The following is a 24,920-nucleotide window of genomic DNA, read 5'->3' as shown; positions in this document are numbered from 1 at the left end:
GGCATTTCTCCTGACATTTTTATTTAATCAAGCACTTCCCGTGCCATCCTTGCGTCCTGATCGCGCCGCCCGGTCGTCTTGCTCGGCCTGCTCGCGCTTTTGTTCGACTTTCATTTCTTCAATCAAAGCCAGCTCACTGACTTTTTGCAAACTTTTGGTACGTTGATGCGCCTCTTCCCAGCGCTTACGGGCCCGCTGCACCTCGCGCTCATGGTTGCTTACCGTCTGCTGCTGGCTTTCAATAGCCTGATCGAGCTTATCGGCAAAAGCCCTGAATTCCATCAACTGACTGATGTTGATCCCCGCCTGCTGTCTGACGGCGAACTTACCTAAATAATCCAAACGGTAACTTTGTAAATTTTCCAGCTGGGCCTGCTGCTCTTGCAGTTTTTGCTGACAGATACCCAAAGCCTGCAAAGCGTCATGTTCCTGACGCGCATGTAAGTCGATAATGACTTTCAGTCGTTGCGACTTTTTCATCAACTCGCCAGCAATTGCGCCAACTCGCTCAGACTCCGGCTCAAGTCCACCGATTCGTCCATGCTTTGTTGTAGAAAATCCATGATCGCCGGATTTTTTTCTATCGCTTTATCGATGCGCGGATCGGCTCCCGGCCGATAAGCACCGACGCTAATCAAATCCTTGTTCTGTTGATAGATGGAATACAAACGCCGCAAATCGCGCGCCATTTGCAGATGTTCCGGTTCTATGATGTCCGGCATCACCCGGCTGATCGAGGCTTCAATATCGATTGCCGGATAGTGCCCTGACTCCGCCAACGAGCGCGACAGCACCACATGGCCGTCCAGCACACCCCGCGCCGCATCGGCAATCGGATCGTTGGTATCGTCGCCTTCCGCCAATACCGTATAAAACGCAGTAATCGAACCGCCGCCTTCATCGCCGTTTCCGGCACGTTCTACCAATTGCGGTAATTTCGCAAACACCGAGGGCGGATAGCCCTTGGTCGCCGGCGGTTCATCTATCGCCAAGGCGATTTCCCGGTACGCCTGAGCGTATCGGGTCAAGGAATCCATCAGCAACAGCACGTCCAGGCCCTGGTCGCGAAAATACTCGGCAATACTGGTCGCCAGCAAGGCGCCGTGCACCCGCATCAACGGCGAGTCGTCAGCCGGCGAGGCGACCACCACGGCTCTGCGCAAACCTTCTTCGCCAAGAATTTTCAACACAAATTCGTTGACCTCCCTGCCCCGCTCGCCAACCAATCCCACCACGACCACATCGGCATTGGTAAACTTGGTCATCATCCCCAACAACACGCTTTTACCCACGCCGGTGCCGGCAAACAAGCCCATGCGCTGTCCACGGCCGACGCTGAGAATGGCGTTGATCGCCCGCACACCGACATCCAACGCCTCGCGGATCGGTTTGCGGCTGAGCGGATTGATGGTAACGCCGGATAAAGAGACCTTGGCATCGGTATCCAGCGGCCCCTTACTATCCAAGGGCTTGCCGGCACCGTCTAGCACCCGGCCCAATAAACCAAAACCGACGCTGGCCAGACTGTTCTTGCCCATGGGAATGACACGGCAGCCCGGTTCCAGGCCGTGCGTATCGCCGGTCGGCATCAAAAATAAGCGGGATCCGCCAAAACCGACGACCTCAGCCGTGATGATCTTGCCGGATTTGGTAATCACTTGACACAATGAACCGATTGCCGCCCGGCAACCTTCCGCTTCCAGGGTTAAGCCCACCATCCGCGACAATTTGCCTTCGACCACCAATTCCAGCGGGTCCGCAGCCAATCTTTCCCGATACGGCTGCAAGCGCGCCAACCACAAGTCGGAACGGTCGGCACTGGGAATCATCGCCCAAAATCCTCGCGGCGCTCCCCGCCTAATACGGTGGCGATCACGGCGGCTACCCGGCTTTCGACGCTGGCATCGATTCTGGACATTTCAGTTTCAACGGTACAACCGCCACGACTCAACAAGGGATTTTCCTGTAAGCGCCAAGGCGGCATGTTTTCATCGAGTTTTAACGCGGTGCGGACCAAGGCCGCGTCTTCAGGATGTAAGTTGACGGTGACCTTCTGAGATGCCAGCGGCAAGGCATTGATCGCCTCCCTGACTACGCCGACGATCTCGCCGGGTTCTAACTTCAATTCCCGGCGAATCAATTGACTGGCAATGGCAATGGTTAATTTCACCAACTCCTGCTCTACCGACTCGTCGAGTTGTTTGAAGGGCTCGCTGAGCGCCTCCAGTAAATTCGCGAACTCGGCCGCCTGCTTTTGCAGCAAATGCACGCTTTCTTCATAGCCTTGTTTGCGCCCTGCTTCAAAACCTTCCTTTTGCCCGTCCGCGTAACCTTGCTGCCGGCCTTGTTCGAAGGCTTCTGCGTAAGCCTGCTTTTGAATTTCTTCAATCTGCTCGGCGGTCAGAACCTCGGTCACATCCTCCAACTCGACCGCCTCGGAACGCGGGTTGCTGAAATCCTGCAGATTGGTCCAGCGATCCAGAGCCTGTAATTCAGACTCGGAAAACTTATTGCCCTTAGACGAACTCATCGCCACCGCCACCGCCACCCAAAGCTATTTCACCCGCATCGGACAAGCGTTTGGCTATCGCCAGAATATCTTTTTGCGCGGCCTCCACTTCGCTTAAACGCGCAGGCGGTGCAGCTTCCAAGTCGTCTCGCAACATTTCCGCGGCGCGTCTGGACATATTGGCAAACACTTTGTCGCGTAAACCGGTTTCCACGCCGCGCAGAGCCAATAGCAGCTGATCGGTGGACACTTCGCGCAACAGGGTTTGAATACCACGATCATCGACATTGATCAAATCGCCGAACACAAACATTTTATCCTGGATGCGTTGGCCCAAATCGGCGTTGGCTTCGTTGATGTCTTGCATCATCGGATCGCTGATACCGCTTTCGATAAAGTTGAGGATATTGGCCGCCGCGTCGATACCGCCGATTTGCGAGGATTTGACACCATCGCTGCCGGTCAACTGTTTCTCCATGATGTCGTCCAACTCGCGCAAAGCGGCGGGTTGCACGCCTTCCAGCGTGGCGATGCGCATCAAAATATCCGAGCGCATGTTTTGCGGCAATAAGGTCAGTACGTCGGCGGCCTGATCGGCATCCAGCAAGGACAAAATTATGGAAATGATTTGCGGATGTTCCAGACGAATCAAGTCGGCGATGGACCGAGTATCCATCCATTTCAGCTGTTCGATACCCTTGCTGTTGGCTCCCAACAAAATCCGGTCGATGATGCTGCCGGCTTTATCCGCGCCCAGCGCGTTGGTCAGCATGTTGCGGATGTATTCGTCGGAATCCAGCCCCAGACCCGTTTCGTTTTTGATTTCGATGATGAATTCTTCCAGCACTTCATCAACCATGCCCGAGCTAATCGGCCCGAGCTGCGCCATGTTCGAACCGATCAATTGCACTTCTTTCGGTCCCATATGCCGCAATACCGAGGCCGCTCTATCCTGTCCCACCGCCAATAACAGCAGCGAAGCCCGTTGCGCATGCGTTAATTTCTCTTGCTCAGCCATCGTCTTTCAACCAGGTTTTGATCACTTGCGCGACCAATTTAGGATCTTCGTCTATCAGTTTTTGCACATATTCCAAACGTTTTTCGTAACTTTGCGGCGCTTCGAGTAACAATAAATCCTCCACGCCAGTGGTGATGGTGCGCACCTCGCCGGTTTCTTCATCCACCGACACCGCCACAGCCACCGGCTTGCCGGTCTCGTCGAAACGCACCACACCACCCGTCGCTTCCGCGATCGCTTTGGCTTGCTCAAGCGCTTCCAGCTGTTCTTCCTTCGCCACCAAAGTGCGCAGACCGGGACGCAATACGCCCATGATCAGCAACAACACCACTGCAACGGCAGCCAACTGTTTCAACGCGCTGGCAAACCAGGGTTGTTGCCAGATGGGTTCGGAAGGGACTTCTTCCAGCGCATCGGGCAATCTAAACGCGACATTGGTGACCGTTACCTGATCGCCGCGGCTGTTATCATAACCCACTGCCTGTTTGACCAAGTCGCGAAGTTGATTCAGATCTTCTTGCGAGTAAGCCACTAAGGTCGCTTTACCGTCGGCTTGCACCACTTTTTTATCGTCCACCACTACCGCCACCGACAAGCGTCTTAATGCACCTGTGGCCAGTCTAGTATGAGTAATGGTTTTATCCAGTTCGTAATTACGGGTCGCGGTTTTGTTGGACGAGCCGGAACCGGATTCTACGGCCGCTTGTTTTTCCTGGCCGCTAGCTACTTCCGGCGCGGTACCCGTGGGTGGGGGTTGATTGGATAATGCGCCGGGCACACCTTGCACTTTGGATAAGGAGTTATTTTCTTCCTGAGTTTGCTCGCTACGCAGAGCAGGCAAATCCGGGTTAAACATTTCCTGGGTTTTTTCGGTGACGGTGAAATCGACGTCCGCAGAAATTTGCGCCCGCATACCGTCGCCGCCTACCAGTGGCGTCAGGATATTTTCGATCCGGCCACGCAGATGCTCTTCTATATTTTTCTTGTATTCGAACTGCTTGCTGGACAAGGACATGTCTTCGCCGCCTTCCTTGCTGTTCAACAAGCGGCCTTTCTGATCCACGACCGTCACCTGGCTGGCTTCCATCAATGGCACGCTGGAAGCGACCAAATGCACAATGGATTCGATTTGCTCCTTTTCCAGGGTGCGGCCTTGGTAGAGCTCTACGACCACCGAGGCGCTGGGCTTTTTGCGTTCCCGGACAAATACCGATTGCACCGGAATAGCCAGCAGCACTTTTGCGGATTTGACGTTTTGAATGGTTTGAATCGTCAGGGCAATTTCGCCTTCCAATGCGCGTTGAAAACGCATTTGCTCGACATTTTTGCTGGCGCCGAAGCCGTTATCTTTATCCAGCAATTCATAGCCCAAACTGGCGCTGCGCGGCAAGCCTTGTGCGGCCAATTTTAATTTCAGCTCCCGGATATTGTCGGCTGGCACCATGATCGCGCCGGAGCCGGTTTCGACCTTGTAATCGACATTTAGCTTGGTCAATGCATCGAGAATTTCCGCAGAATCTTTTTCCGCCACGCCGGAAAACAGTAAATCGTAAGACGGGGCCTGCGACCACAACACCACCGCTACGCCTATTGCCACGCTAAGCGCCAAACCCAGCATCAGACCCAGCTGGCGCACCATCGGCATTTTGCTCAGGCCTTTCAAAGCAGGGTGCATTTTGTCGGCGTTTGCCATACTTGATTGGGTATGGGCCTCCATCGGTAGATTTCTGTCTAGTTCGCTCATGGCTTATCTTCCGCTGCCTACATTGACATGCCCATCACGTCCTTATAAGCATCCACCAGTTTATTACGCACCTGGAGCATGGCCTGAAAAGAAACGCTGGCTTTTTGCGAGGCAATCATCACTTCCGCCAAGCTGACGTCGCTCTGACCCATCTCAAAGGATTTAGCCAAACCGCTGGCGGTTTGCTGAGTGTTATTCACTGCGTCGATGGATTGTTTCAACATGGCGGCAAAATCGCCGGAGGTGTCGCTAGGCTGTGGCTTGGCACCGGCCTCTATGGACATGGCCCGCATCTGGGCGAGCACTTGGTTAACATTCATATCTGACATGATAATGACTCTTTTAGGTTGCCTTGCTTAGCATAAGCATTTTTCAAGCCAAGATTTAACCTGGTACCATCACTCCCGCCTCTTTCATCCGCGCAATTTTATAACGCAAGGTGCGCGGACTGATACCCAGCTTGGCGGCTGTGGTTTTCCGGCTGCCGCTGACGTCGCGTAACATTTGCAAAATGATTTTTTCCTCAGCCGAACGCACGCCGTCGCCCAAGCTGCCGAGCTCGAAAGGGCTATTCTCGCCGTCGGTTTGCCGCGATTCTACGGCAAGACTTTGCACAGCAGCGGGCAAACTCGGCAAAACCAACATATCTTCCTCAAAAATCAGGTCGTCGGCGCCAATTTGATGCCGGCTTTGCAGGATCAAGGCCCGCTGCACCACGTTTTCCAACTCTCTGACATTACCCGGCCAACTGTATTCAGACAACTTGATCATGGCCGCCTCGTCAAAGCCGCCGACCGCTTTCCCAGCCGGACTATGCTTGTGCAACAACTCCAGCGCCAGCGGCAAAATATCGCCCGCTCGTTCCCGGAGTGGCGGAATTTTGAGTGGAAATACGCTCAAGCGGAAATAAAGATCTTCGCGAAACCGGCCATCCTGCACATACTCTTTTAATTTGCGATTGGTAGTCGCCAAAATTCTGACGTTCAGCGCAATTTTGCGATGGCTACCCAGGCGTTCAACCTCTTTTTCCTGCAACACCCGCAGCAATTTGGCTTGCAGCGAAATATCCATCTCGGAAATCTCGTCCAGTAATAAGGTGCCGCCTTGCGCCAGCTCGAACTTGCCGGGCGCCGATTGAATAGCGCCGGTAAATGCGCCTTTTTCATAACCGAACAACATCGCTTCCAGCATGTTTTCCGGAATCGCCGCGCAATTAATAGCCTCGAACGGGCCGGCATGATAATGCGAGTTGCGATGAACATAACGGGCCAGCACTTCCTTACCGGTACCGCTCTCGCCTTCCAGTAACATCGTCACATCGGTTTTGGCAACTTTGCTGGCCAAGGCATAAAGCTTTTTCATGCTCTCGTCAGCCACCATCCGCTCGTTAACGACTGGAGCTTGCAGCGTAATCAACGACGCCACCTTATCGACCAACATCCCCGCTTCGAACGGTTTGATCAAATAATCAGCCGCACCGGACTGCATAGCTTCCACCGCTTTGGGAATGGTGCCGTAAGCCGTCATCAGCAACACCGGTAACTGTTCGAACTTTTGCTGAATATTCTGTAACAGCTGAAAACCGTCCATCACCGGCATTTGTACGTCGCTGACTACTAGCCGGACCGGATGCTTGGCTAATTGGCTCAACGCCTCGATACCGTGTTTAGCGGAGATGACCCGATAGCCTTCGATTTCCAAGGTATCGCATAGGGCCTCGCATAAAGCCACGTCGTCTTCGACGATAAGTACATCATACTGTTTCATCATTTTGCTCCATTTTGGCATGACCGACGGATAAGCCGAGGGTGTATTGACTGACACAGGGCAGACTCAAACTAAAACTCGTCCCCAGCCCCGGCGTCGAACGGCATATGACACTGCCGCCATGGGCGCGTGCGACACTGTCCACCACCGCCAACCCCAGGCCGGTGCCATTGGATTTGGTGGTGTAGAACGGTTCGAATAGTTTAGTTTGCTGGGCTAGAGTTATACCGGGACCATCATCCGTCACCGTGATGTCGATGCAGCCTAAATCGCTACGCCGAACCGTTAATGCAATGTTGCGCGCCCCCGCCTCGGCCGCGTTATTGATTAAATTCATTAGCGCCCCTCGCAGCGCATCCTCATTGCCAAGTAACTGATCGGTGCTGATGCGGTTTTCGATGCTAAATTCGCCGGCAAAACTATCGGCCGCTTCGGCAAGATGCGCCAGTAGCCGCCGCAATGAAAAGCTTTGCATGGCCATTCGACCCTGTTTAGCAAAAATCAGCATGTCGTTCACTTGGCGCTCCAGGTGATGCAGGCGTTCTAAAATTTTCTCGGAGAACTGTTGGCGTTTTTCGTCGCTTATCGCGGGTTTGCTCATTTGCGACGCATACAAAATCGCGGTTGCCAGCGGTGTGCGTACCTGATGCGCCAGACCGGCCACCATTTCGCCCATGGCGCTTAGCTGCTTATGCTGAGCCAGCGTGTCTTGTAAGGAACGCAATTCGCTGACATCCGATAACAAAATAATTTGCTCGTTATCGTTACCCAATGAACTATGAGTGATATTGACTTTACGTCCGTCTTGGAGCTGACGCTCATGCGGCGATTCGAACACCGGTTGCAAACTGCGCGCCGCCACACTCGACCACAATTGGCCCAACAAAGGTTCACCCAAAAAGTCCACGGAATGAACATTGCAATCGATGATTAAACCGTGCGAATTAAGCACAACCACTGCCGCCGGCAAGGCTGCCAGAATTTGTTGCAAGCGGCTGGCGAGCTTTTCCTTCTCAATCAGCGTGTTTAGTCGCTCGCTACGGGCAGCCTGTAACTCGCGATTCAGCTTAGCTACTTGCTCTTCCAAACCTTGGTAAGAATGCGCCAGATTTTCTGAAAGTTCGTTAAATATCCGGAATGCATCGGTCAAGCGCTCGGTTTTTTGTTGTTGATGCAGCTCTAAAGTACCCATATTTAGTCGCCTAATTGATTGTCTAGACGCTAAAAGCAAAATTTAGACCATTTAAATTTACATTTAAAATCATATTCTTAAATGCGACCAGTCAAGTTTTTGACGACAAGAAGCCGGCTGTTAGCTCCGGACTGGTGGCGAGTTGGCTTTGCGACTATGCTATGTGCACACTTGAGCAACTCCCAATTTCGCTATGCGCAAACATCCGATGAAATCCCATCTCCCACTCAATAAATTACTGCTGATTCTCGCGCTCAGCCCCGTACAGATAAGCTTTGCCGATGACATCCAAGCCGGCAAGTTTTACGAAGAGGCGTTACAGTCCTACAGAAATCAGAACAACGCCGAAGCGATCATCCAGTTAAAGAATGCGCTGCAGCAAAATCAAAACTACGTGGCCGCGCATATCCTGTTGGGGGAAATTTATCTAAAACAAAAATCGCTTTCCGAAGCGGAAGTGCAAATCAATTTGGCAAATCAACTGGGCGCGGACCGCTCTCTGACGGTCAAGCCCCTGGCCCAACTCTATCTGTACCAAATTAAATACAACCAGCTGATAAAAGAAATCGAGCCGAGCAACTTCGGCAGAGAGTTGCGGCCGGCACTGCATATTTTCCGGGGACACGCATATTTGCAACTCAATTTATTGAGCGAAGCGCTCAACGAATACGAGATAGCTGCGCAGATCGATGCGAATCAGATAGACGCAGTAATCGGTAAAGCCAATACGCTATTGCGGCGCGGCGATATGGAAGGCGCCAGCCAAGCGGCGGAAAAAGCCATGCAAATGCAACCGGAAAATGCCGGTGCCTGGTTCGTAAAAGGCTCCATCAAACACGCCAAGTTTGAAATGGATGAGGCACTTAAAGACTATGACAAAGCTTTGGAATTACAGTCGGACCATCTTGACGCCCTGGTCGCTCGCGCTGGCATCCTGATGGATTTAAAGCAGGATGAACGCGCGAAACAAGATCTTGAGTTTTTACGCAAAACATATCAGTTCGAACCCAAAGCTGCTTATCTGCACTCGGTACTGCTGCAACGCATGGGCCAAACCGAAGCAGCGGTCAAAGAGTTGGAAGCGGCAGCCGACATCCTAGCCAGCGTCAAACCAGAGTATCTAAGCGCGCATGGCCCCACGCTAATGTTGTCAGGCTTGGTCAATTACGGCTTACAGCGCCTGGACATCGCCGCTGATTATTTGCGGCAGTACGTCAAGCAGTATCCTGAGCAATCAGGTCCATATAAGTTGCTGGCAGCGATATTGTTATCCAAACACGAACCAGAGCAAGTCATCGACTTGCTCCGACCAGTTCAATTGCGCAACCCTAACGATCACCGCTTGTTGTTTCTGCTAGGCAGCGCATATATGCAAGTCGGCAAACACGATATGGCTAATAGCCTTTTGGATAAAGCATCGGCTATAAACACCGGCGGTGAGAACATTCATTCGGAAATTGGTTTAAATCGCCTTTCCATGGGACAAGAGCAGCCTGCGATTACCGAACTGGAAGCCGGCTTTAAAGACAACCCCGGCAATACCCAAGCTGGTATCCCGTTAGTCGCTCTCTACATTTCGCGCGGCGAATCCGAGAAAGCGTTGCGGGTTGCTAAAGCCATGCATGACAAATCGTCAAAAAATCTTACACTCCTCAATTTATTAGGTACGGCCCAAGTGAGCGCTCAGCAATTGCAGCAGGCGCGGCGCAGCTTCGAAAATGCCGTAGAAATCGACCCCGATTTCATCACCGCTCATCTCAACCTCAGTAAACTGGATGTCGCTGAAAAGAAACTCGATCAAGCCCGAAAGCGCCTGGAAGCCCTCAATCAAAAAATACCGAACAACGTTCCGATATTGCTGGAATTGGCCACCGTCGAGCAGGCGGCCGGTCGCTACGACACTGCGAATACCTGGCTAGAAAACGCCAGGAAACTCGATCAAAAATCCCTGCAGGTCCTGTTGTCGCTGGTGAATCTGAAATTGAAAATGGGTAGACCATCCGAAGCGTTGGCTGTGGCTCAAGCTGCTGAATTGATCGACAAGAACGATATCGAAGTGATGGACGCTTTAGCAAAAAGCTATTTGGCTACCAACAGCCGGGAGAAAGCATTAGGGGTTTTCATCCGCATGACTGAGCAAGCACGCTTCAATGTCAAACAACTTTACAAGGCTGCACGCTACCAAATTGAATTCGGCGATAACTTCGAAGCAATCAAAACCCTGAAAAAAGCGGTATTGGCCGACGAAAACCATATACCGTCGCAAATAGCGTTGGTGGAAATGGAGTTGAATTATGGTAAACCGGTTTTTGCGTTGAGTCGCGCCGAAAACTTGCTTAAGCAATATCCCAAGCGCGCATTTCCGCATCAGTTATTGGGCGATATTGCCGCTCATGAACAAAATATCAGCTCAGCAAACAGTCATTATCAAGCCGCTTTTGATCTGGAACCGAATGTAAATTCACTTATGAAATTGTACGACAGCCTGAAGAAGACTTCTCAAGAAGATAAAGCGTTTAGTCTTCTGGATCAATGGGTTAAAAAGCACCCTAAGGACAGCGCGCCGATGGCGGCGCTAGCCGATGAGCTATTGAACGTCGGAAAATTTAACGACGCAGAGAAATACTATGAAATCCTGTTAAAACAATTCCCCGAAGAACCGCGGTTCCTCAACAACTTAGCCTATATCTACTTAAATACTGGCAACGAAAAAGCCTTGTCTTATGCCGAGCAAGCCCAAAAACTGGCACCGGATCAGGCATCTACTAACGACACACTGGGCTGGATTCTTGTTAAGAAGGGCCAAGCCGAGCAAGGCCTGCATTATCTGCGCAATGCCCACTCACGATCATCACAAGACCCCGAAATCCGCTACCACATTGCCGTCGCATTGGAAAAATTACAGCGTAAGGAAGAAGCCAAACAAGAATTAAAGGATATTTTAAAATCCGACGCCCCTTTCAATGGCGTGGGACAGGCTAAAACCCTCCTACAAAAACTTAGCCAATAATTTGTTTTGAAAGCCTGTCGGCTTTTTTTACAACATATGTTTTTTAGTTACTCCTCGAACCTCTATGTCAATGACTTTAATTGAAATTTAATAGTTGGCCCCATTATTGCTGAATTATACGCATAGCATTGTTATGCTGCCCGGAAGTACAATGGCTTTAGGCGGCCCAAAGTTGACAATGGCAAGAAAAGAAATTCATATGAGATCGAGGACACAACAATGACCAAACATTACTTAGCCATTTCAGCACTACTGTTGGCGCCACTGTCGGCAGATGCAACTGTATATTTGAGCGGTTCGACTCCATCAGCAGGGATAACCGTTAGCGCATATAGAACAGGGCAAGCCGCAGGCTCCGCATTCGAAGCGGCGACACTTGGGAACAACGGTTCGGCGGGATTTGGCGTTTACTCAGGAATAGATGGATATCTAGGCAACCCTAACGATATTAGAGAACCTGACCATGCATTCGATAACGACGGCAGAGGTGGATCAGGCTGGTCAAGCGGAGTTAATTACAGCGAAGACTTCGGCCCAGATGGTGCCGTTGATGCCGCGCTTTTCAACTTTAACGCAAGCGTATCTCTAAACAGTCTGCGGGTAGGCTATATAAGCGGTGATGCCGACGTTTCCGTGCTCGCGTACACCGGATCGCTAATTAGCGGCGCACTCCCTGCCGCCGCAAACATCGCCGGAGACAGCTTTGCAACCCTGCTCAGCAACGGCTGGTCATTTATAGGCAACTACAATATGGGATCTGTCAACACCTCTAAAGCCATCAACGCCAGCAATGTTTATTCCAGCTATTGGTTAGTGAGTGCTTACACTAGCATATCGGCCGGTCTCAACAAAGGCGATACCACTGGCCTTGATTTTGGGAATGACTATTTCAAACTCTCAAAAATCGAAGGCACCGCCTGCGCCGGCACCGCAACAGGCGGCATCTGCGGCAATAGTGGCGGTGGCGGCGGTGCCGGCAGCGTGCCGGAGCCAACCAGCCTGTTGTTGCTGGCTGGCGGCATGCTGGGCTGGAGAATGAATCGCAAAACTCAAGCCTTGGCCGCATAAGCGCACAGAAGCTCTAAATAAGAAACCGTCTTCCGAATAAAACCGGAAGACGGTTTTTTTATGCACCACGTTTTTAATACATATTAAGTGTATTAGTCACGACTTGATCTGACACATCGACTTGAAAAGATGAGAGTTACCGGTTTTGATAGGGGTGTCGAATCCTTACACAAAACACAAAAGGTAACTCTCATGATCCATACAAACAATCCGATCATTAAACACAAAGCGGGGCTGTTAAATTTAGCCCAAGAACTGAATAACGTCTCCAGAGCCTGCAAGGTGATGGGTGTCTCGCGCGATACGTTTTATCGTTATCAAGAGCTGGTAGCCGAAGGTGGCATTGATGCCTTAATCGACAAAAACCGCCGGTCTCCGAATCTGAAGAATCGCGTCGATGAAAGCATTGAGCTGGCAGTGAAAGCCTATGCGGTTGAGTGGCCAGCGCATGGACAGCATCGAACCAGTAATGAACTGCGTAAACAAGGGGTATTCGTATCCGGCAGCGGCGTTCGCTCCATCTGGTTACGGCATGACCTGGAGAACTTTAAAAAGAGGCTTAAAGCACTGGAAGCCAAGGTAGCCGCCGAAGGGTTAATGCTGAGCGATGCGCAGATTGCGGCGTTGGAGAAAAAGCAGCAGGATGATCAAGCCTGCGGCGAAATCGAAACAGCCCATCCCGGTTACCTGGGTTCGCAGGATACCTTTTACGTTGGCAACCTCAAAGGGGTTGGGCGGATTTACCAGCAGACTTACGTGGACACCTACAGCAAAGTCGCTCACTGCAAACTGTACACCACCAAAACGCCGATTACTGCCGCGGACATCCTGAATGACAAAGTATTGCCGTTCTATGAAGCCAACGCATTACCCGTTCTACGCATTCTGACGGATCGCGGCACAGAATATTGTGGCAAGGTCGAACAGCATGATTATCAGCTATACCTGGCGATCAACGACATCGACCATACCAAAACCAAGGCCATGTCGCCGCAAACCAATGGGATTTGCGAACGCTTCCACAAGACCATCTTGCAGGAGTTCTATCAGGTCACGTTCCGCAAAAAGCTCTATAGCGACCTGGATGAACTCCAAAAAGATCTGGACGAATGGCTGGTTTATTACAACAATGACCGAACTCATCAGGGCAGAATGTGCAACGGCAGAACGCCGATGGATACCTTGCTGGATGGAAAACAGATTTGGGCTCAAAAAAATCTGAACCAAATCTAATCTGACAGACACCCCGCAAAAACGGTAACTGTCAGATCAGGTCTGAGCTAATACATATTAAGGATATAAAGCAACCGTCTCTAAAGACAGATACTCGGGCAGCCCGAACATCAGATTCATATTTTGCACCGCCTGCCCCGAAGCGCCTTTCACCAAGTTATCAATCACAGACAAAATCACTACCGTATCACCGCATTGCGGTTGATGCACGGCAATTTGACAGCGATTACTACCGCGCACATTGCGAGTGTCGGCATGACTGCCGCTTGGCAACACATCGACAAATCTTTCTTCCCGATACTTCTCTTCAAACACTCTCTGCAAATCCAGCTTCCGATTTAAACGCCCATACAGCGTGGCGTGAATACCGCGTATCATCGGCGTCAGATGCGGCACGAAAGTTAAACCAACCGCCTGCCTGGCGACATTTTGCAAACCCTGCCTGATTTCCGGCAAATGTCTGTGCCCGGCGACTGCGTAAGCCTTAAAACTCTCACCTGCCTCACTCATCAACGACGAGATTTCCGCCTTGCGTCCCGCACCGCTGACGCCGGATTTCACATCAGCAATCAAATACTGCTCATCAATCGCCCCGACCTCCAATAACGGCAAAAATCCCAATTGCACGGCAGTCGGATAGCACCCAGGGCATGCGATCAAGCGCGCCTGCTTGATCTGCTCCCGATTGACTTCCGGCAAACCGTAGACCGCTTCGGCAATGAGATCCGGGCTGGCATGCGGCATACCGTACCACTTTTCCCATTCCTGCCGATCTTTAATTCGAAAATCGGCAGACAAATCGATAACTTTGACACCAAGTTCCAACAGTGCCTCAGCCATCAACATGGCGGTACCGTTTGGCGTTGCGAAAAACACCACATCGCAGTCTTTTAAATTATCCAGCTCCGGCAGGCTAAATGTCACATCACAGCAACCCCGTAGACTCGGATACAACTGATCCACTCGCATTCCGGCATCTGCGCGCGAAGTCACCACACTCACTTCGACCTGAGGATGCAATACCAAAATTCTTAATAATTCGACGCCGGTATACCCGGTGCCGCCGACAATGCCTGCACGTATCATGAATGCTCTCGTTGAAAAAATACTGTTAATCTAATGCGGCGCATATAATACGCCACTCTCCCCGCAAAGCTTAACACCATGCGCGCCATCGAGATTTATCGCTCCTCTGAGTTGACCGATTTAATCGTCGCCGATCAAGCTCTACCCTCACCCGCCCCACATCAAGTATTGATCAAAGTGGCCGCAGCCGGAGTAAACCGCCCGGACCTGATGCAACGCAAAGGCCTGTACCCTCCGCCACCCGGCGCATCCCCAGTTCTAGGCCTGGAAGTAGCGGGAACTATCACCGAGCTCGGCAGCGAAGTAAAAGACCTTAAGATTGGCGATCCCGTTTGCGCCCTACTGACCGGCGGCGGTTATGCGGAATATTCCCTGGCAAGCGCCTGTTGCTGCCTGCCGATACCGCAAGGCTTCAGTTTTATTCAGGCCGCCGCGCTGCCGGAAACTTTTTTTACAGTGTGGAGCAACCTATTTGATCGCGCGAAACTGCAAGCCGGCGAAAGTTTATTAGTTCATGGCGGTACCAGCGGTATCGGCACCAGCGCGATTCAACTCGGCAAAGCCTTCGGTAGCCAAGTGATAGTGACGGCTGGCAGCGATGATAAATGCCAGTTTTGTCGAGAGCTCGGCGCGGACCTGAGCATAAATTATCGGCAGCAGGACTTTGTCGAAGCCGTTATGCATCAGACAGATGGCAAAGGCGTTGATGTAATTTTAGACATGATCGGCGGCGACTACTTGCCGCGCAACTTGAAATGTCTGGCTATCGATGGCCGACTCCAACAAATTGCCATCCAAAACGGCGGTAAAAGCGAAATTAATCTGGCATCCGTGCTAATGAAGCGCCTGACCATTGCCGGCACTACCTTGCGCCCCCGCAACGATGATTTCAAAGCTAAAATAGCCCAACAACTTTTTGCAAAGGTTTGGCCGCTACTGGAATCCGGCCAAATCAAACCCATCATCGATTCGGTTTTTCCACTAGCTAGGGCCGCGCAAGCCCACGAGCGCATGGAAAGCAGCCAACATATCGGTAAAATTATTTTGGAGATATAAGCATGCCCTACACCACACTGGTTTCCGCAGACACTCTGGCTGCTAATTTGAACAATCCGGATTGGCGAATATTCGACTGCCGTTTCTCGCTTGCCGATGTGACAGCCGGTCATAAATCCTATCGACAAGGCCATATTCCCGGTGCGCGCTATGCTGATTTAAACCAGGATTTGTCTTCACCGGTGCGATCGTATACCGGCCGCCATCCATTGCCTGACTTTAACGTATTAGGTACAAAGTTGGGCGATTGGGGCGTCAACAACCGCAGTCAAATCGTGGTGTACGACGATGCCGGTGGCGCGTTTGCCGGGCGGATGTGGTGGCTGCTACGCACGATGGGCCATACTCAAGTCGCGGTGCTGGATGGCGGATTTACGCGCTGGCAAAAGCAAGATTTTCCGGTCACTACCGTGCTTCCAAACATTACCGCCAGTCAATTCCGCGTCTATCTGGACAACAAACAATGGCTGGATGCCGATCAAGTGGCAAACGGTTTGGCGACACGAAAATTCACCTTGATAGATGCCAGGGCACCTGAACGCTTTCATGGTCGACAAGAGCCTATAGACCCAGTAGCCGGCCATGTACCCAAAGCGCGAAATAGGCCCTTGCAAACCAATCTGGACAAATCGGGATTATTTTTACCCACCGATCAGTTACACCAGCAATTTAGCGCGCTAGTAGCTCCTTATCCAGCCGAGCAAGTAGTACACATGTGCGGATCGGGAGTGACCGCCTGTCACAACCTGTTAGCGATGGAAATTGCAGGACTAAAGGGTTCTAAACTTTACGCCGGCTCATGGAGCGACTGGATTACTAACCGGAATAGAGCTGTCGCTAGAGATTGACCCCAGCATAAACATAAACAGCTGTGCTGTATTTTCTGAACGACTAAAACTGTAAAGACGCTGAATATATTCAGCGTCTTAAAGGCAGGTTTATTGCTTAAGCGTTAAGCCTGGAACGGATTTTCCAAGACTATGGTTTCGTTCCTGTCCGGGCCCGTAGACAAGATCGTGACTTTTACACCGACCAGTTGTTCCAGCCTAGCAATATAGGCTTTGGCATTTTCCGGCAATTGTGCAAAATCAGTAACGCCAGCAGTCGTACCTGTCCAACCCGGCATTTCCTCGATCACGGCTTCACATGCGGCATATTGATCAGCGCCCAGCGGGGCAGTTTCAGTCATTTCGCCGTTAATCTTGTAAGCGGTGCAGATACCAATTTTATCCAGACCATCCAGCACGTCAAGCTTGGTCAGGCAGATACCGCTCAAGCTATTTAATTGTGCCGATTTACGCATCGACACCGCGTCGAACCAGCCGCAACGGCGTTTACGACCCGTAGTAGCGCCAAACTCGTGGCCTTTCACGCCCAGATGCTCGCCGTAATGATCCAGCAATTCGGTGGGGAACGGGCCGTTACCGACGCGAGTGGAATAGGCTTTAGTAATACCCAAAACATAATCCAGCGCCAAAGGCCCTAACCCAGTACCGGTAGCCGCACCGCCCGCCGTAGTATTGGATGAAGTGACGTAGGGATAAGTACCGTGGTCTATATCGAGCAGCGCGCCCTGCGCGCCTTCGAACAGCACGTTTTCGCCTTGGTTTTGATAGCTGTAGATAGCCTCGCCAACGTCGGTCAGCATCGGCTTGATGATCTCACCCAAACGCAAGGTATTTGCCAGTACCTCGTCATAATTAACCGGCTCGGCATGGTAATAATTAATCAGCATGAAGTTGTGATATTCGACCAGCTCTTTTAAGCGAGCGGCGAATTCTTCGGTATTGCGCAAATCGCCGGCTCGCAAGCCGCGTCTGGCCACCTTGTCTTCATAGGCAGGCCCAATACCGCGGCCAGTCGTGCCGATGGCCTTGCTGCCTCTAGCCTTCTCACGAGCCTGATCGATAGCGACGTGTATCGGTAAAATCAATGCGCAAGCTTCGCTGATCTGCAACCTATGCCGGACCGGTACGCCGGATTTTTCCAAAATCTCGATTTCCTTCAATAACGCTTCCGGGCACAGCACGACGCCATTGCCTATCATGCATTGCACGCCTTCCCGCAATACACCGGACGGAATCAGATGCAATACGGTTTTTTCGCCGTTAATCACCAAGGTGTGACCGGCATTGTGGCCGCCTTGAAAGCGCACCACCGCAGCAGCTTGTTCGGTTAAAAGATCGACCAGCTTACCTTTACCTTCATCGCCCCATTGCGTGCCGATAACAACAACATTCTTTCCCATATTTCTAACCTTAAACTAGTGGTTTAACGACAGCTTATTGATCTAACGACAGCTTATTGATTTAACAACCCAGCGTTGATTGTGTTTTTCTAAAATAGCATTGCAGCCCTGCTGTTCAGCGCCGCCTTGTTGTTCCGGCAGATGTTGAATCACTGCCACGCCTTGCGCACGTAAATCTCTAATAGCTTCCCGCAAATCAGCATCTTCCGCAAAAGGGGCAAACACTAACTGCGCTGCTTCGTCATCGACTTTATACATGCCCGCCAATACTTTTAAATCTGCACTAAAACCGGTAGCGGCTCGCGCTCGGCCGAATACTTCGCCGATATTATCGTAGCGGCCGCCGCGGGCAATTTCCTTGCCCAAAGCAGGCACGAAAGCGGCGAATACCATGCCGGTATGATAGTGATACCCCCGCAACTCGGCCAAATCGAAACTCACCGTCAACGCCGGAAAATCTCGGCGTAATTTATCGGCTATACCCTGCAAATCCGCCAAGGCGCCGGCAATTTCATCAGCACCGGCAAAACCGGTCAATAAGGCTTTAGCTTTATCAAGTACATCCCGGCCGCCATTCAGTTTAGGCAAAGCATTGAAGACGTCTTTATAGCGCGCGTCTATATTAAACTCGGCAAGCATTTCCGCTAGCTCAGTTCTGGCCTTACGCTGCAGAACATCGAACAATTCAGCTTCCTGTTGCGGATCAAGACCGGCATGTTCAGCCAAAGCTCGGTAGATAGCCACATGCCCTAAATCCAGATGCACGTTTTGCAAACCGCTAATCGCCAACATTTCCAGCATTAACTGGATGACTTCGTAATCACTTTCCAGACCAGCATGCCCGTATAGTTCAGCACCAATTTGCATCGGGCTACGGCTTTTTTCCAGGGGATCGCCCAAAGTGTGAAGCACAGTACCGGCATAGCACAAGCGAGTTGGACCGTCGTGCTGGAAGTGATGAGCATCGATTCTCGCCACTTGCGGCGTCATATCCGCGCGCACCCCCAACATTTCGCCGCTCAATTGATCGGTCAGCTTAAACGTCTGTAAATCCAGGTCATGTCCTGAACCGATCAGCAAGGAGTGGAGAAAGTCCACAAACGGCGGAATGACCAACTGGTAACCCCAGCAGGCGAAAGTATCCAAAAGCTTTCTGCGCAACTTCTCCAGATGCGCGGCTTGTTCCGGCAATACTTCGCTAATTCCTTCCGGCAATAGCCAGGTGTCTTTTTTTTGCATTTTGTCTGTCTCAAACACAGCAAACGCCCCGCATAGCGGGGCGTTTGACTACTAGTCATTCAAATGGAGGTTATTTCTGATTCTTGAAATATTTGAAGAAGTCGGAATTCGGTTCCAGCACCATGATGTTGCCGGATTTGCCCAAGCTTTCTTTATATGCTATCAGGCTACGATAAAACGCAAAGAAATCGCTGTCTTCACTGTATGCTTTAGCGAAAATATCAGCGGCTTTGGCATCCCCTTCGCCTCGCATTACTTCAGAGTCACGGTAAGCATTCGCCAAAATGATCTCGCGCTGCTTGTCTGCATCAGCGCGAATCCGCTCGGCGGCTTCGGAGCCTTGCGAACGAAACTCGCGAGCAACCCGCGCCCGTTCGGCTTCCATTCTTTGATAAACCGAGGTGCTGACTTCCGCTGGCAAATCAATGCGTTTTACTTGAACGTCAACGATCGTGATGCCTAATTTTGCTGCATGCGGCGAGACATTGGTAATCAAAGCATCGCGAATGGCACTGCGATCCGTAGATACCAGTTGTTTGATCTCGCGTTTGCTAAACTCGCTGCGTGCAGAATCTTTGATGATTTGATCGAGACGAATATTAGCCTGGTTCACATCACCGGCAACGGTGGTGTAAAAGGTCTTGACATCACCTATCCGCCATTTGACAAACGAATCAACGATAACATTTTTCTTTTCCGCCGTTAAAAAGCGCTCCGGCGTGGAATCCATGGTCAGAATGCGCGCTTCGAACTTTTTAACATTATTGATAAACGGCAGTTTAAAGTGCATGCCCGGTTGGAAATCGGCACCGACAATCTCGCCTAATTGAAACTTAATTACCCGCTCGGTTTCTGCCACGGTAAATACCGACATCGAGAGCAAGATGACTACTGCGCCAACGGCGACTAAAATCTTATTTCCCATCTTAGCGTCCTCTCACATCGCGTTCACGGCTTGACGTGCGCACATCGGTTTTAATTTCTTTCACAGGTTGGGGGCTTAAAGAAACCGGCTCGTGGCTGACTACGGGGGCCGGGGCGGCATCTTCAGCAGCCTTATTCGCCAACTTTTCCAACGGCAGATACATAATGTTATTACCGCCTTTCACATCCACCAGCACGTTGTTGGAACGGCCCAGGACCAATTCCATTGCTTCGATATACATCCGCTGCTTGGTTACCGCCGGTGCTTTTTTGTATTCGGCCAGCAATTGCGAGAAGCGGCTGACATCACCGTTTGCGCGGGCAATCACTTTTTCTTTGTAGGCTTCAGATTCCTGCACGATACGTGAAGCGGCACCACGGGCTTTGGGCACTACGTCGTTAGAATAGGCTTCAGCTTCGTTGATCAAGCGCTGCTTGTCTTCCCGCGCCTTGATGGCATCTTCGAAAGAACCTTGTACTTGTTCAGGTGGCTGCGCGTCCTGCAAGTTGACGCTGGTGATCAAAATACCGGTTTTGTAGGCATCCATGACCGCTTGAATTTCTGACTTAACCGCCAAAACAATGTCGCTACGGCCTTCGGTCAGCACAAAATCCATATCGCTACGGCCAATCACACCGCGCTGCACGCTTTCGGTGACTTGTTTCAGCGTTGAGGCAGGGTCGAGTACGTTGAACGCATAGTCCTTGGCATCTTTGACTTGGTATTGGACAGCCAAACGGACGTCGACGATATTTTCGTCTTTAGTCAGCATCATCGCTTCCTTAGGCACTGAACCCATACCCTGCCCGCCACCGGAACGGTAACCCACTTCAATAAAGCGTTGCTGCTCGACATTGATGACCGCCACTTGCTCTATAGGCGACGGGATATGCCAATTCAGACCGGGCTGTGTGGTATTGACATAGGCACCGAAGCGAGTCACCACGCCGCGCGTACCTTCGTCGACGGTATAGAATCCGCTCAAACCCCATAGAACGATTGCACCGGCAGCCAGCAAACCGACACCTTTCATCGACGGGCCATTACCGATACCACCTTTAGAACCGCCACCGAAAATACCGCCCAGCTTGTCCTGTAGCGAACGAATTACCTCGTCCAAATCGGGTGGATCATTCTTATCATTACGACCACTCCAGGGGTCTTTTTTACCACCGCCGGGTTCATTCCAAGACATACCAAACACTCCAAAGATTGGATTTGAAAACTCTAAAGCTATTTCGTAATGACCGCCTGTTCGATGATTCGAAGCACTGGCTGGTCTATCCGAAAAGTCGCCATTCTATCGTAACTTAACCATTTCCGAGCAAATAACTGGGGGATTCTTACGTCAATCCCCCGGCTGAGCCTGCTCATGAACGTCAATACCCTTCAACAAGCCCAAATGCTTTTTGTCGATTTCTATAGTCAATTCGCAATCGCCGCTATCGTTATTGACCTCGTCGATTATTTTCACAAAAGTGAATAACTTTGCTTTTAATCCGGCTTGGCTGGCTGGCAAAAAGCACTTTCGAATCACCTTACTGCTCGCGAATAATTCGGACAGAGCCTGCTGCAACAAATCACAGCCTACCCCGTTTTGCGCGGAAATCCAGACGCTGACAGGCTTACCGTCAGCATCGTAATCAATATGCGGCGCCACATCCTCAAGCAAATCGATTTTGTTGAATACCATCAACTGGGGGATTTTAGCGGCGTCGATGTCGCTCAAGACTTGGTTAACCTGATAGATCGTATCTTCGCGATCTTCCGCCGCCGCATCAATCACGTGCAACAGCAAATCCGCCTCGCTGGCTTCTTGCAACGTAGATCTGAACGCCGCCACCAATTCATGAGGTAAATGCCGAATAAAGCCCACGGTATCGGCCAAAATAATTTCGCCGCCATTACTCAGCGACAATTGCCGCAAGGTGGGATCCAATGTGGCAAACAATTGATCGGCCGCATAAATGTCGGCACCGGTTAAGGTGTTAAACAAGGTGGACTTACCGGCGTTGGTATAGCCAACTAAAGATACGGTAGGAGTTTCGGCCTTTTTACGCTTACTTCGGCCTTGATGGCGCTGCTTTTCAACCTTACCCAGGCGCTGTTGAATCTGCTTGATACGCACCGCCAACAATCGTCTATCGGTTTCCAACTGGGTTTCGCCAGGCCCACGCAAACCGATACCGCCTTTTTGCCGTTCCAAGTGCGTCCAGCCGCGAATCAATCGAGTCGACAAATGTTTAAGTTGCGCCAGTTCGACCTGTAATTTACCTTCGAAGGTCTGCGCCCGCTGCGCAAAAATATCCAGGATCAGGCCGTTGCGATCCACCACCCTGACTTCCAGGGCTTTCTCCAAATTACGCTCTTGGCTGGGTGTGAGTGGATGATTGACGATAACGATATTGGCTTCGTGCTCGATGATCGCCGACCTGATTTCTTCAACCTTGCCCGTGCCGACAAAATATTTCGGATCAGGCCGATACCGGCTACCGGTGACTACATGAGTGGGTTGGGCGCCTGCGGATTTGGTTAGTTCTTTCAGCTCGTCGAGGTCTTCTTGACCAACTTGCAAATTGAGGTGAACGAGAATAGCTCGTTCACCCGCATCGGGACGTTCAAACAAAAAATAACCTCTTAGCTTTCGTCGCTAACGTCGGGGTCACGGTGCATCGTGACATTTTTGCCGGGAACGATAGTGGATATGGCATGCTTGTAAACCATCTGATTCACAGTGTTTTTCAGCATCACCACGTATTGGTCGAAAGAATCGACGCGGCCTTGCAGTTTGATACCGTTAACCAAAAAAATCGACACGGGGGTGTGTTCTTTTCTGAGGGCATTCAAAAAGTTGTCCTGCAAGTTTTGTGCTTTCGACATCCTATTTCTCCTTATTATTGTTCGGTGCGCTATTAATACATTACCCGCTAGACCCACCAATTTCAACACGCGGGCTACGGATCAATAAAAAACTGTTAGTGACTTTGGGACTGCTCGCCGCTATTTCAAGTTCAATCGAATCTTTATTAGCAAAGCCGTTGCGAAAATAACAACAACTGCTTAAGTTCAGCTTAGCCGATTTTTTTATATTTGATACGACGCGGATTGTCGGCATCGGTACCCAAGCGGCGATGCCTATCGGCTTCGTAGTCGGCATAATTGCCTTCAAACCAGACCACTTCGCTATCGCCTTCGAATGCCAGCATGTGCGTGGCGATACGATCCAGGAACCAGCGATCATGCGAGATCACTACTGCACAACCGGGGAAAGCCAATAAAGCCTCTTCCAGTGCCCGCAAGGTTTCCACATCCAAATCGTTAGTCGGCTCGTCAAGTAATAACACGTTGCCGCCGCTTTTCAACAGCTTGGCCAAATGCACACGATTGCGTTCGCCGCCCGATAATTCGCCGATGCGTTTTTGTTGATCCCCACCTTTAAAGTTAAACCGGCCGATATAAGCCCGCGATGGCGTCTCGTATTTGCCGACGGTGATCATATCCAGACCGTCGGAGATTTCTTCCCAAACCGTTTTGTTGTTGTCCATGTCGTCGCGCAACTGATCGACATAGGCCATCTGCACGGTTTGACCAAATTCGATGTCGCCGGCATCCGGTTTTTCAAAACCAGCCATCATCCGAAACAATGTGGTTTTACCAGCCCCGTTAGGACCGATGATGCCGACAATCCCGCCTGGTGGCAGTTTGAAACTGAGATTGTTGATCAACAATCTATCGCCAAACCCCTTGCTAACGTTCTCGACGTCAATCACTACATCGCCTAAACGCGGGCCAGGTGGAATATAAATTTCCTGGGTCTCGTTACGTTTTTGCGTTTCGACTGACGACAATTCTTCAAAGCGCGCCAGACGCGCTTTGCTCTTCGCGTGCCGGCCTTTTTGGTTTGAACGCACCCATTCCAACTCGGCTTTCATGGCTTTTTGCCGAGAGGATTCCTGCTTCTCCTCCAACTCCAGGCGTTTTTCCTTTTGTTCCAGCCAAGACGAATAATTACCTTCCCAAGGAATACCCATGCCGCGATCCAGCTCCAAAATCCAGCCGGCCACATTGTCGAGGAAGTATCTATCATGGGTTACAGCCACCACGGTGCCGGGATAGTCATGCAGAAAGCGCTCCAGCCACGCCACCGACTCGGCATCCAAATGATTGGTCGGCTCGTCGAGCAATAACATGTCGGGCTTGGACAGCAACAAGCGACACAGTGCCACCCGGCGCTTTTCGCCGCCGGACAATTTGGTGACATCGGCATCCCAATCCGGTAAACGCAAGGCATCGGCCGCTACTTCCAGCGTGCGATCCAGGTTGTGGCCGTCACACGCATTGATAATGTCCTCCAGCTTGGCTTGTTCGGCGGCCAGAGCGTCGAAATCGGCATCCGGCTCCGCGTAAGCGGCGTAAACAGCATCCAATCTGGCCAATACATCTTTGATTTCCGCAACCGCTTCCTCGATATTGCCGCGCACGGTTTTGTTCGGATCCAGTTGCGGTTCTTGCGGCAGATAGCCGATCTTTGTGCCTTTCAGCGGAATCGCTTCGCCTTCGATTTCCTTGTCGATGCCAGCCATGATGCGCAGCAGCGTGGATTTACCGGAGCCGTTTAAACCGAGCACACCGATTTTGGCGCCAGGAAAAAACGATAAGGAAATGTCTTTAAGGATGTACTTCTTGGGCGGTACGATCTTGCCGACCCGGTTCATCGAGAAAATATATTGCGCCATTGTTTTTCTGCTGAAGAAATAAAATAGCATTATACCGTGCGATAACGGTTTTTTAAGGGTGTTAATTTTTATCGAGTATCAGGTGGTAA

21 protein-coding genes are annotated in these 24,920 nt (G+C 51.1%); 5 read left to right on the top strand and 16 right to left on the bottom strand.

Annotated elements, in window-relative coordinates; genetic code table 11:
* Window positions 1-27 precede the first annotated feature (27 nt).
* The 8 genes from fliJ to JWZ98_RS07235 are packed head-to-tail and all read right to left on the bottom strand — an operon-like array spanning window position 28 to window position 8,230.
* Window positions 28-480: a flagellar export protein FliJ gene (fliJ, locus tag JWZ98_RS07270; protein ID WP_101051562.1), complete on the bottom strand. Its 453-nt coding sequence runs from the start codon at window positions 478-480 to the stop codon at window positions 28-30.
* The gene (fliI, locus tag JWZ98_RS07265; RefSeq protein WP_033157338.1) at window positions 480-1,829 is read right to left on the bottom strand and encodes a flagellar protein export ATPase FliI; all 1,350 of its coding nucleotides are present in this window, start codon (window positions 1,827-1,829) and stop codon (window positions 480-482) included. Before fliI ends, fliJ begins: the two co-directional genes overlap by 1 nt.
* On the bottom strand, window positions 1,826-2,530 hold the full coding sequence (locus JWZ98_RS07260; RefSeq protein WP_205453807.1) for a flagellar assembly protein FliH: 705 nt from the start codon (window positions 2,528-2,530) through the stop codon (window positions 1,826-1,828). Before JWZ98_RS07260 ends, fliI begins: the two co-directional genes overlap by 4 nt.
* On the bottom strand, window positions 2,517-3,527 hold the full coding sequence (gene fliG, locus JWZ98_RS07255; RefSeq protein ID WP_033157336.1) for a flagellar motor switch protein FliG: 1,011 nt from the start codon (window positions 3,525-3,527) through the stop codon (window positions 2,517-2,519). Before fliG ends, JWZ98_RS07260 begins: the two co-directional genes overlap by 14 nt.
* On the bottom strand, window positions 3,520-5,271 hold the full coding sequence (gene fliF, locus JWZ98_RS07250) for a flagellar basal-body MS-ring/collar protein FliF (protein ID WP_205453806.1): 1,752 nt from the start codon (window positions 5,269-5,271) through the stop codon (window positions 3,520-3,522). Before fliF ends, fliG begins: the two co-directional genes overlap by 8 nt.
* A gap of 17 nt (window positions 5,272-5,288) precedes the next feature.
* The gene (gene fliE / locus JWZ98_RS07245; protein WP_033157335.1) at window positions 5,289-5,600 is read right to left on the bottom strand and encodes a flagellar hook-basal body complex protein FliE; all 312 of its coding nucleotides are present in this window, start codon (window positions 5,598-5,600) and stop codon (window positions 5,289-5,291) included.
* Window positions 5,601-5,655: 55 nt separating this feature from the next.
* Window positions 5,656-7,041 (bottom strand): sigma-54 dependent transcriptional regulator, encoded by a 1,386-nt coding sequence (locus JWZ98_RS07240; protein ID WP_275899192.1) that lies wholly within the window; start codon window positions 7,039-7,041, stop codon window positions 5,656-5,658.
* On the bottom strand, window positions 7,025-8,230 hold the full coding sequence (locus JWZ98_RS07235; RefSeq protein ID WP_205453805.1) for an ATP-binding protein: 1,206 nt from the start codon (window positions 8,228-8,230) through the stop codon (window positions 7,025-7,027). The genes JWZ98_RS07240 and JWZ98_RS07235 overlap by 17 nt, the downstream gene beginning before the upstream one ends.
* Window positions 8,231-8,438: 208 nt before the next feature.
* Between JWZ98_RS07235 and prsT the strand changes: the two genes are divergently transcribed.
* The 3 genes from prsT (at window position 8,439) to JWZ98_RS07220 (ending at window position 13,541) form a co-directional block, all read left to right on the top strand.
* Window positions 8,439-11,240 carry an XrtA/PEP-CTERM system TPR-repeat protein PrsT gene (prsT, locus tag JWZ98_RS07230; protein ID WP_205453804.1) on the top strand — a complete coding sequence of 934 codons (2,802 nt, stop codon included), beginning with the start codon at window positions 8,439-8,441 and terminating at the stop codon, window positions 11,238-11,240.
* A 219-nt stretch (window positions 11,241-11,459) separates the two neighbouring features.
* Window positions 11,460-12,308 (top strand): exosortase-dependent surface protein XDP1, encoded by an 849-nt coding sequence (gene xdp1, locus JWZ98_RS07225; protein ID WP_205453803.1) that lies wholly within the window; start codon window positions 11,460-11,462, stop codon window positions 12,306-12,308.
* 192 nt (window positions 12,309-12,500) lie between these two features.
* The gene (locus tag JWZ98_RS07220) at window positions 12,501-13,541 is read left to right on the top strand and encodes an IS481 family transposase (protein ID WP_205450216.1); all 1,041 of its coding nucleotides are present in this window, start codon (window positions 12,501-12,503) and stop codon (window positions 13,539-13,541) included.
* 57 nt (window positions 13,542-13,598) lie between these two features.
* Here the strand turns inward: JWZ98_RS07220 and argC are convergent, their stop codons facing one another.
* Window positions 13,599-14,627, bottom strand: a complete 1,029-nt coding sequence (gene argC / locus JWZ98_RS07215; RefSeq protein WP_205453802.1) for an N-acetyl-gamma-glutamyl-phosphate reductase — start codon at window positions 14,625-14,627, stop codon at window positions 13,599-13,601.
* 78 nt (window positions 14,628-14,705) lie between these two features.
* On the opposite strand from argC, the gene JWZ98_RS07210 reads away from it, so the two are divergent.
* Window positions 14,706-15,683 carry an NAD(P)H-quinone oxidoreductase gene (locus tag JWZ98_RS07210; protein WP_205453801.1) on the top strand — a complete coding sequence of 326 codons (978 nt, stop codon included), beginning with the start codon at window positions 14,706-14,708 and terminating at the stop codon, window positions 15,681-15,683.
* A 2-nt stretch (window positions 15,684-15,685) separates the two neighbouring features.
* Window positions 15,686-16,531 carry a sulfurtransferase gene (locus JWZ98_RS07205; RefSeq protein WP_205453800.1) on the top strand — a complete coding sequence of 282 codons (846 nt, stop codon included), beginning with the start codon at window positions 15,686-15,688 and terminating at the stop codon, window positions 16,529-16,531.
* A 104-nt stretch (window positions 16,532-16,635) separates the two neighbouring features.
* Here JWZ98_RS07205 and JWZ98_RS07200 read toward each other — a convergent pair whose 3' ends face one another.
* The 7 genes from JWZ98_RS07200 to ettA all read right to left on the bottom strand — a co-directional run bounded on the left by JWZ98_RS07200 (window position 16,636) and on the right by ettA (window position 24,831).
* Window positions 16,636-17,931 (bottom strand): adenylosuccinate synthase, encoded by a 1,296-nt coding sequence (locus JWZ98_RS07200; protein ID WP_205453799.1) that lies wholly within the window; start codon window positions 17,929-17,931, stop codon window positions 16,636-16,638.
* 42 nt (window positions 17,932-17,973) lie between these two features.
* The gene (locus JWZ98_RS07195) at window positions 17,974-19,170 is read right to left on the bottom strand and encodes an ATP phosphoribosyltransferase regulatory subunit (protein ID WP_205453798.1); all 1,197 of its coding nucleotides are present in this window, start codon (window positions 19,168-19,170) and stop codon (window positions 17,974-17,976) included.
* Window positions 19,171-19,240: 70 nt separating this feature from the next.
* Complete coding sequence (hflC, locus tag JWZ98_RS07190) at window positions 19,241-20,095, bottom strand: protease modulator HflC (RefSeq protein WP_033157325.1); 855 nt, start codon at window positions 20,093-20,095, stop codon at window positions 19,241-19,243.
* A 1-nt stretch (window position 20,096) separates the two neighbouring features.
* On the bottom strand, window positions 20,097-21,290 hold the full coding sequence (gene hflK, locus JWZ98_RS07185; RefSeq protein ID WP_033157324.1) for an FtsH protease activity modulator HflK: 1,194 nt from the start codon (window positions 21,288-21,290) through the stop codon (window positions 20,097-20,099).
* 153 nt (window positions 21,291-21,443) lie between these two features.
* Window positions 21,444-22,721: a ribosome rescue GTPase HflX gene (gene hflX, locus JWZ98_RS07180; RefSeq protein WP_205453797.1), complete on the bottom strand. Its 1,278-nt coding sequence runs from the start codon at window positions 22,719-22,721 to the stop codon at window positions 21,444-21,446.
* 11 nt (window positions 22,722-22,732) lie between these two features.
* On the bottom strand, window positions 22,733-22,975 hold the full coding sequence (gene hfq, locus JWZ98_RS07175) for an RNA chaperone Hfq (RefSeq protein WP_020482487.1): 243 nt from the start codon (window positions 22,973-22,975) through the stop codon (window positions 22,733-22,735).
* 191 nt (window positions 22,976-23,166) lie between these two features.
* On the bottom strand, window positions 23,167-24,831 hold the full coding sequence (ettA, locus tag JWZ98_RS07170; protein WP_205453796.1) for an energy-dependent translational throttle protein EttA: 1,665 nt from the start codon (window positions 24,829-24,831) through the stop codon (window positions 23,167-23,169).
* Window positions 24,832-24,920 lie beyond the last annotated feature (89 nt).

Origin of the sequence: Methylomonas sp. EFPC1 (assembly GCF_016925515.1) — a bacterium.
Taxonomy (GTDB): domain Bacteria; phylum Pseudomonadota; class Gammaproteobacteria; order Methylococcales; family Methylomonadaceae; genus Methylomonas; species Methylomonas defluvii.
Note: the sequence above shows the minus strand (reverse complement) of the source record. Positions and strands in the feature narration are given on the sequence as shown.

What these genes read in the sequence shown, in the direction of transcription:
- hfq (WP_020482487.1), bottom strand. Translation starts at nt 22,975, where the DNA reads ATGTCGAAAGCACAAAACTTGCAGGACAACTTTTTGAATGCCCTCAGA.
- fliF (WP_205453806.1), bottom strand. Translation starts at nt 5,271, where the DNA reads ATGAGCGAACTAGACAGAAATCTACCGATGGAGGCCCATACCCAATCA.
- JWZ98_RS07205 (WP_205453800.1), top strand. Translation starts at nt 15,686, where the DNA reads ATGCCCTACACCACACTGGTTTCCGCAGACACTCTGGCTGCTAATTTG.
- JWZ98_RS07240 (WP_275899192.1), bottom strand. Translation starts at nt 7,041, where the DNA reads ATGATGAAACAGTATGATGTACTTATCGTCGAAGACGACGTGGCTTTA.
- JWZ98_RS07200 (WP_205453799.1), bottom strand. Translation starts at nt 17,931, where the DNA reads ATGGGAAAGAATGTTGTTGTTATCGGCACGCAATGGGGCGATGAAGGT.
- JWZ98_RS07195 (WP_205453798.1), bottom strand. Translation starts at nt 19,170, where the DNA reads ATGCAAAAAAAAGACACCTGGCTATTGCCGGAAGGAATTAGCGAAGTA.
- JWZ98_RS07235 (WP_205453805.1), bottom strand. Translation starts at nt 8,230, where the DNA reads ATGGGTACTTTAGAGCTGCATCAACAACAAAAAACCGAGCGCTTGACC.
- xdp1 (WP_205453803.1), top strand. Translation starts at nt 11,460, where the DNA reads ATGACCAAACATTACTTAGCCATTTCAGCACTACTGTTGGCGCCACTG.
- prsT (WP_205453804.1), top strand. Translation starts at nt 8,439, where the DNA reads ATGAAATCCCATCTCCCACTCAATAAATTACTGCTGATTCTCGCGCTC.
- JWZ98_RS07260 (WP_205453807.1), bottom strand. Translation starts at nt 2,530, where the DNA reads ATGAGTTCGTCTAAGGGCAATAAGTTTTCCGAGTCTGAATTACAGGCT.
- JWZ98_RS07220 (WP_205450216.1), top strand. Translation starts at nt 12,501, where the DNA reads ATGATCCATACAAACAATCCGATCATTAAACACAAAGCGGGGCTGTTA.
- argC (WP_205453802.1), bottom strand. Translation starts at nt 14,627, where the DNA reads ATGATACGTGCAGGCATTGTCGGCGGCACCGGGTATACCGGCGTCGAA.
- JWZ98_RS07210 (WP_205453801.1), top strand. Translation starts at nt 14,706, where the DNA reads ATGCGCGCCATCGAGATTTATCGCTCCTCTGAGTTGACCGATTTAATC.
- ettA (WP_205453796.1), bottom strand. Translation starts at nt 24,831, where the DNA reads ATGGCGCAATATATTTTCTCGATGAACCGGGTCGGCAAGATCGTACCG.
- hflK (WP_033157324.1), bottom strand. Translation starts at nt 21,290, where the DNA reads ATGTCTTGGAATGAACCCGGCGGTGGTAAAAAAGACCCCTGGAGTGGT.
- fliG (WP_033157336.1), bottom strand. Translation starts at nt 3,527, where the DNA reads ATGGCTGAGCAAGAGAAATTAACGCATGCGCAACGGGCTTCGCTGCTG.
- hflC (WP_033157325.1), bottom strand. Translation starts at nt 20,095, where the DNA reads ATGGGAAATAAGATTTTAGTCGCCGTTGGCGCAGTAGTCATCTTGCTC.
- fliJ (WP_101051562.1), bottom strand. Translation starts at nt 480, where the DNA reads ATGAAAAAGTCGCAACGACTGAAAGTCATTATCGACTTACATGCGCGT.
- fliI (WP_033157338.1), bottom strand. Translation starts at nt 1,829, where the DNA reads ATGATTCCCAGTGCCGACCGTTCCGACTTGTGGTTGGCGCGCTTGCAG.
- fliE (WP_033157335.1), bottom strand. Translation starts at nt 5,600, where the DNA reads ATGTCAGATATGAATGTTAACCAAGTGCTCGCCCAGATGCGGGCCATG.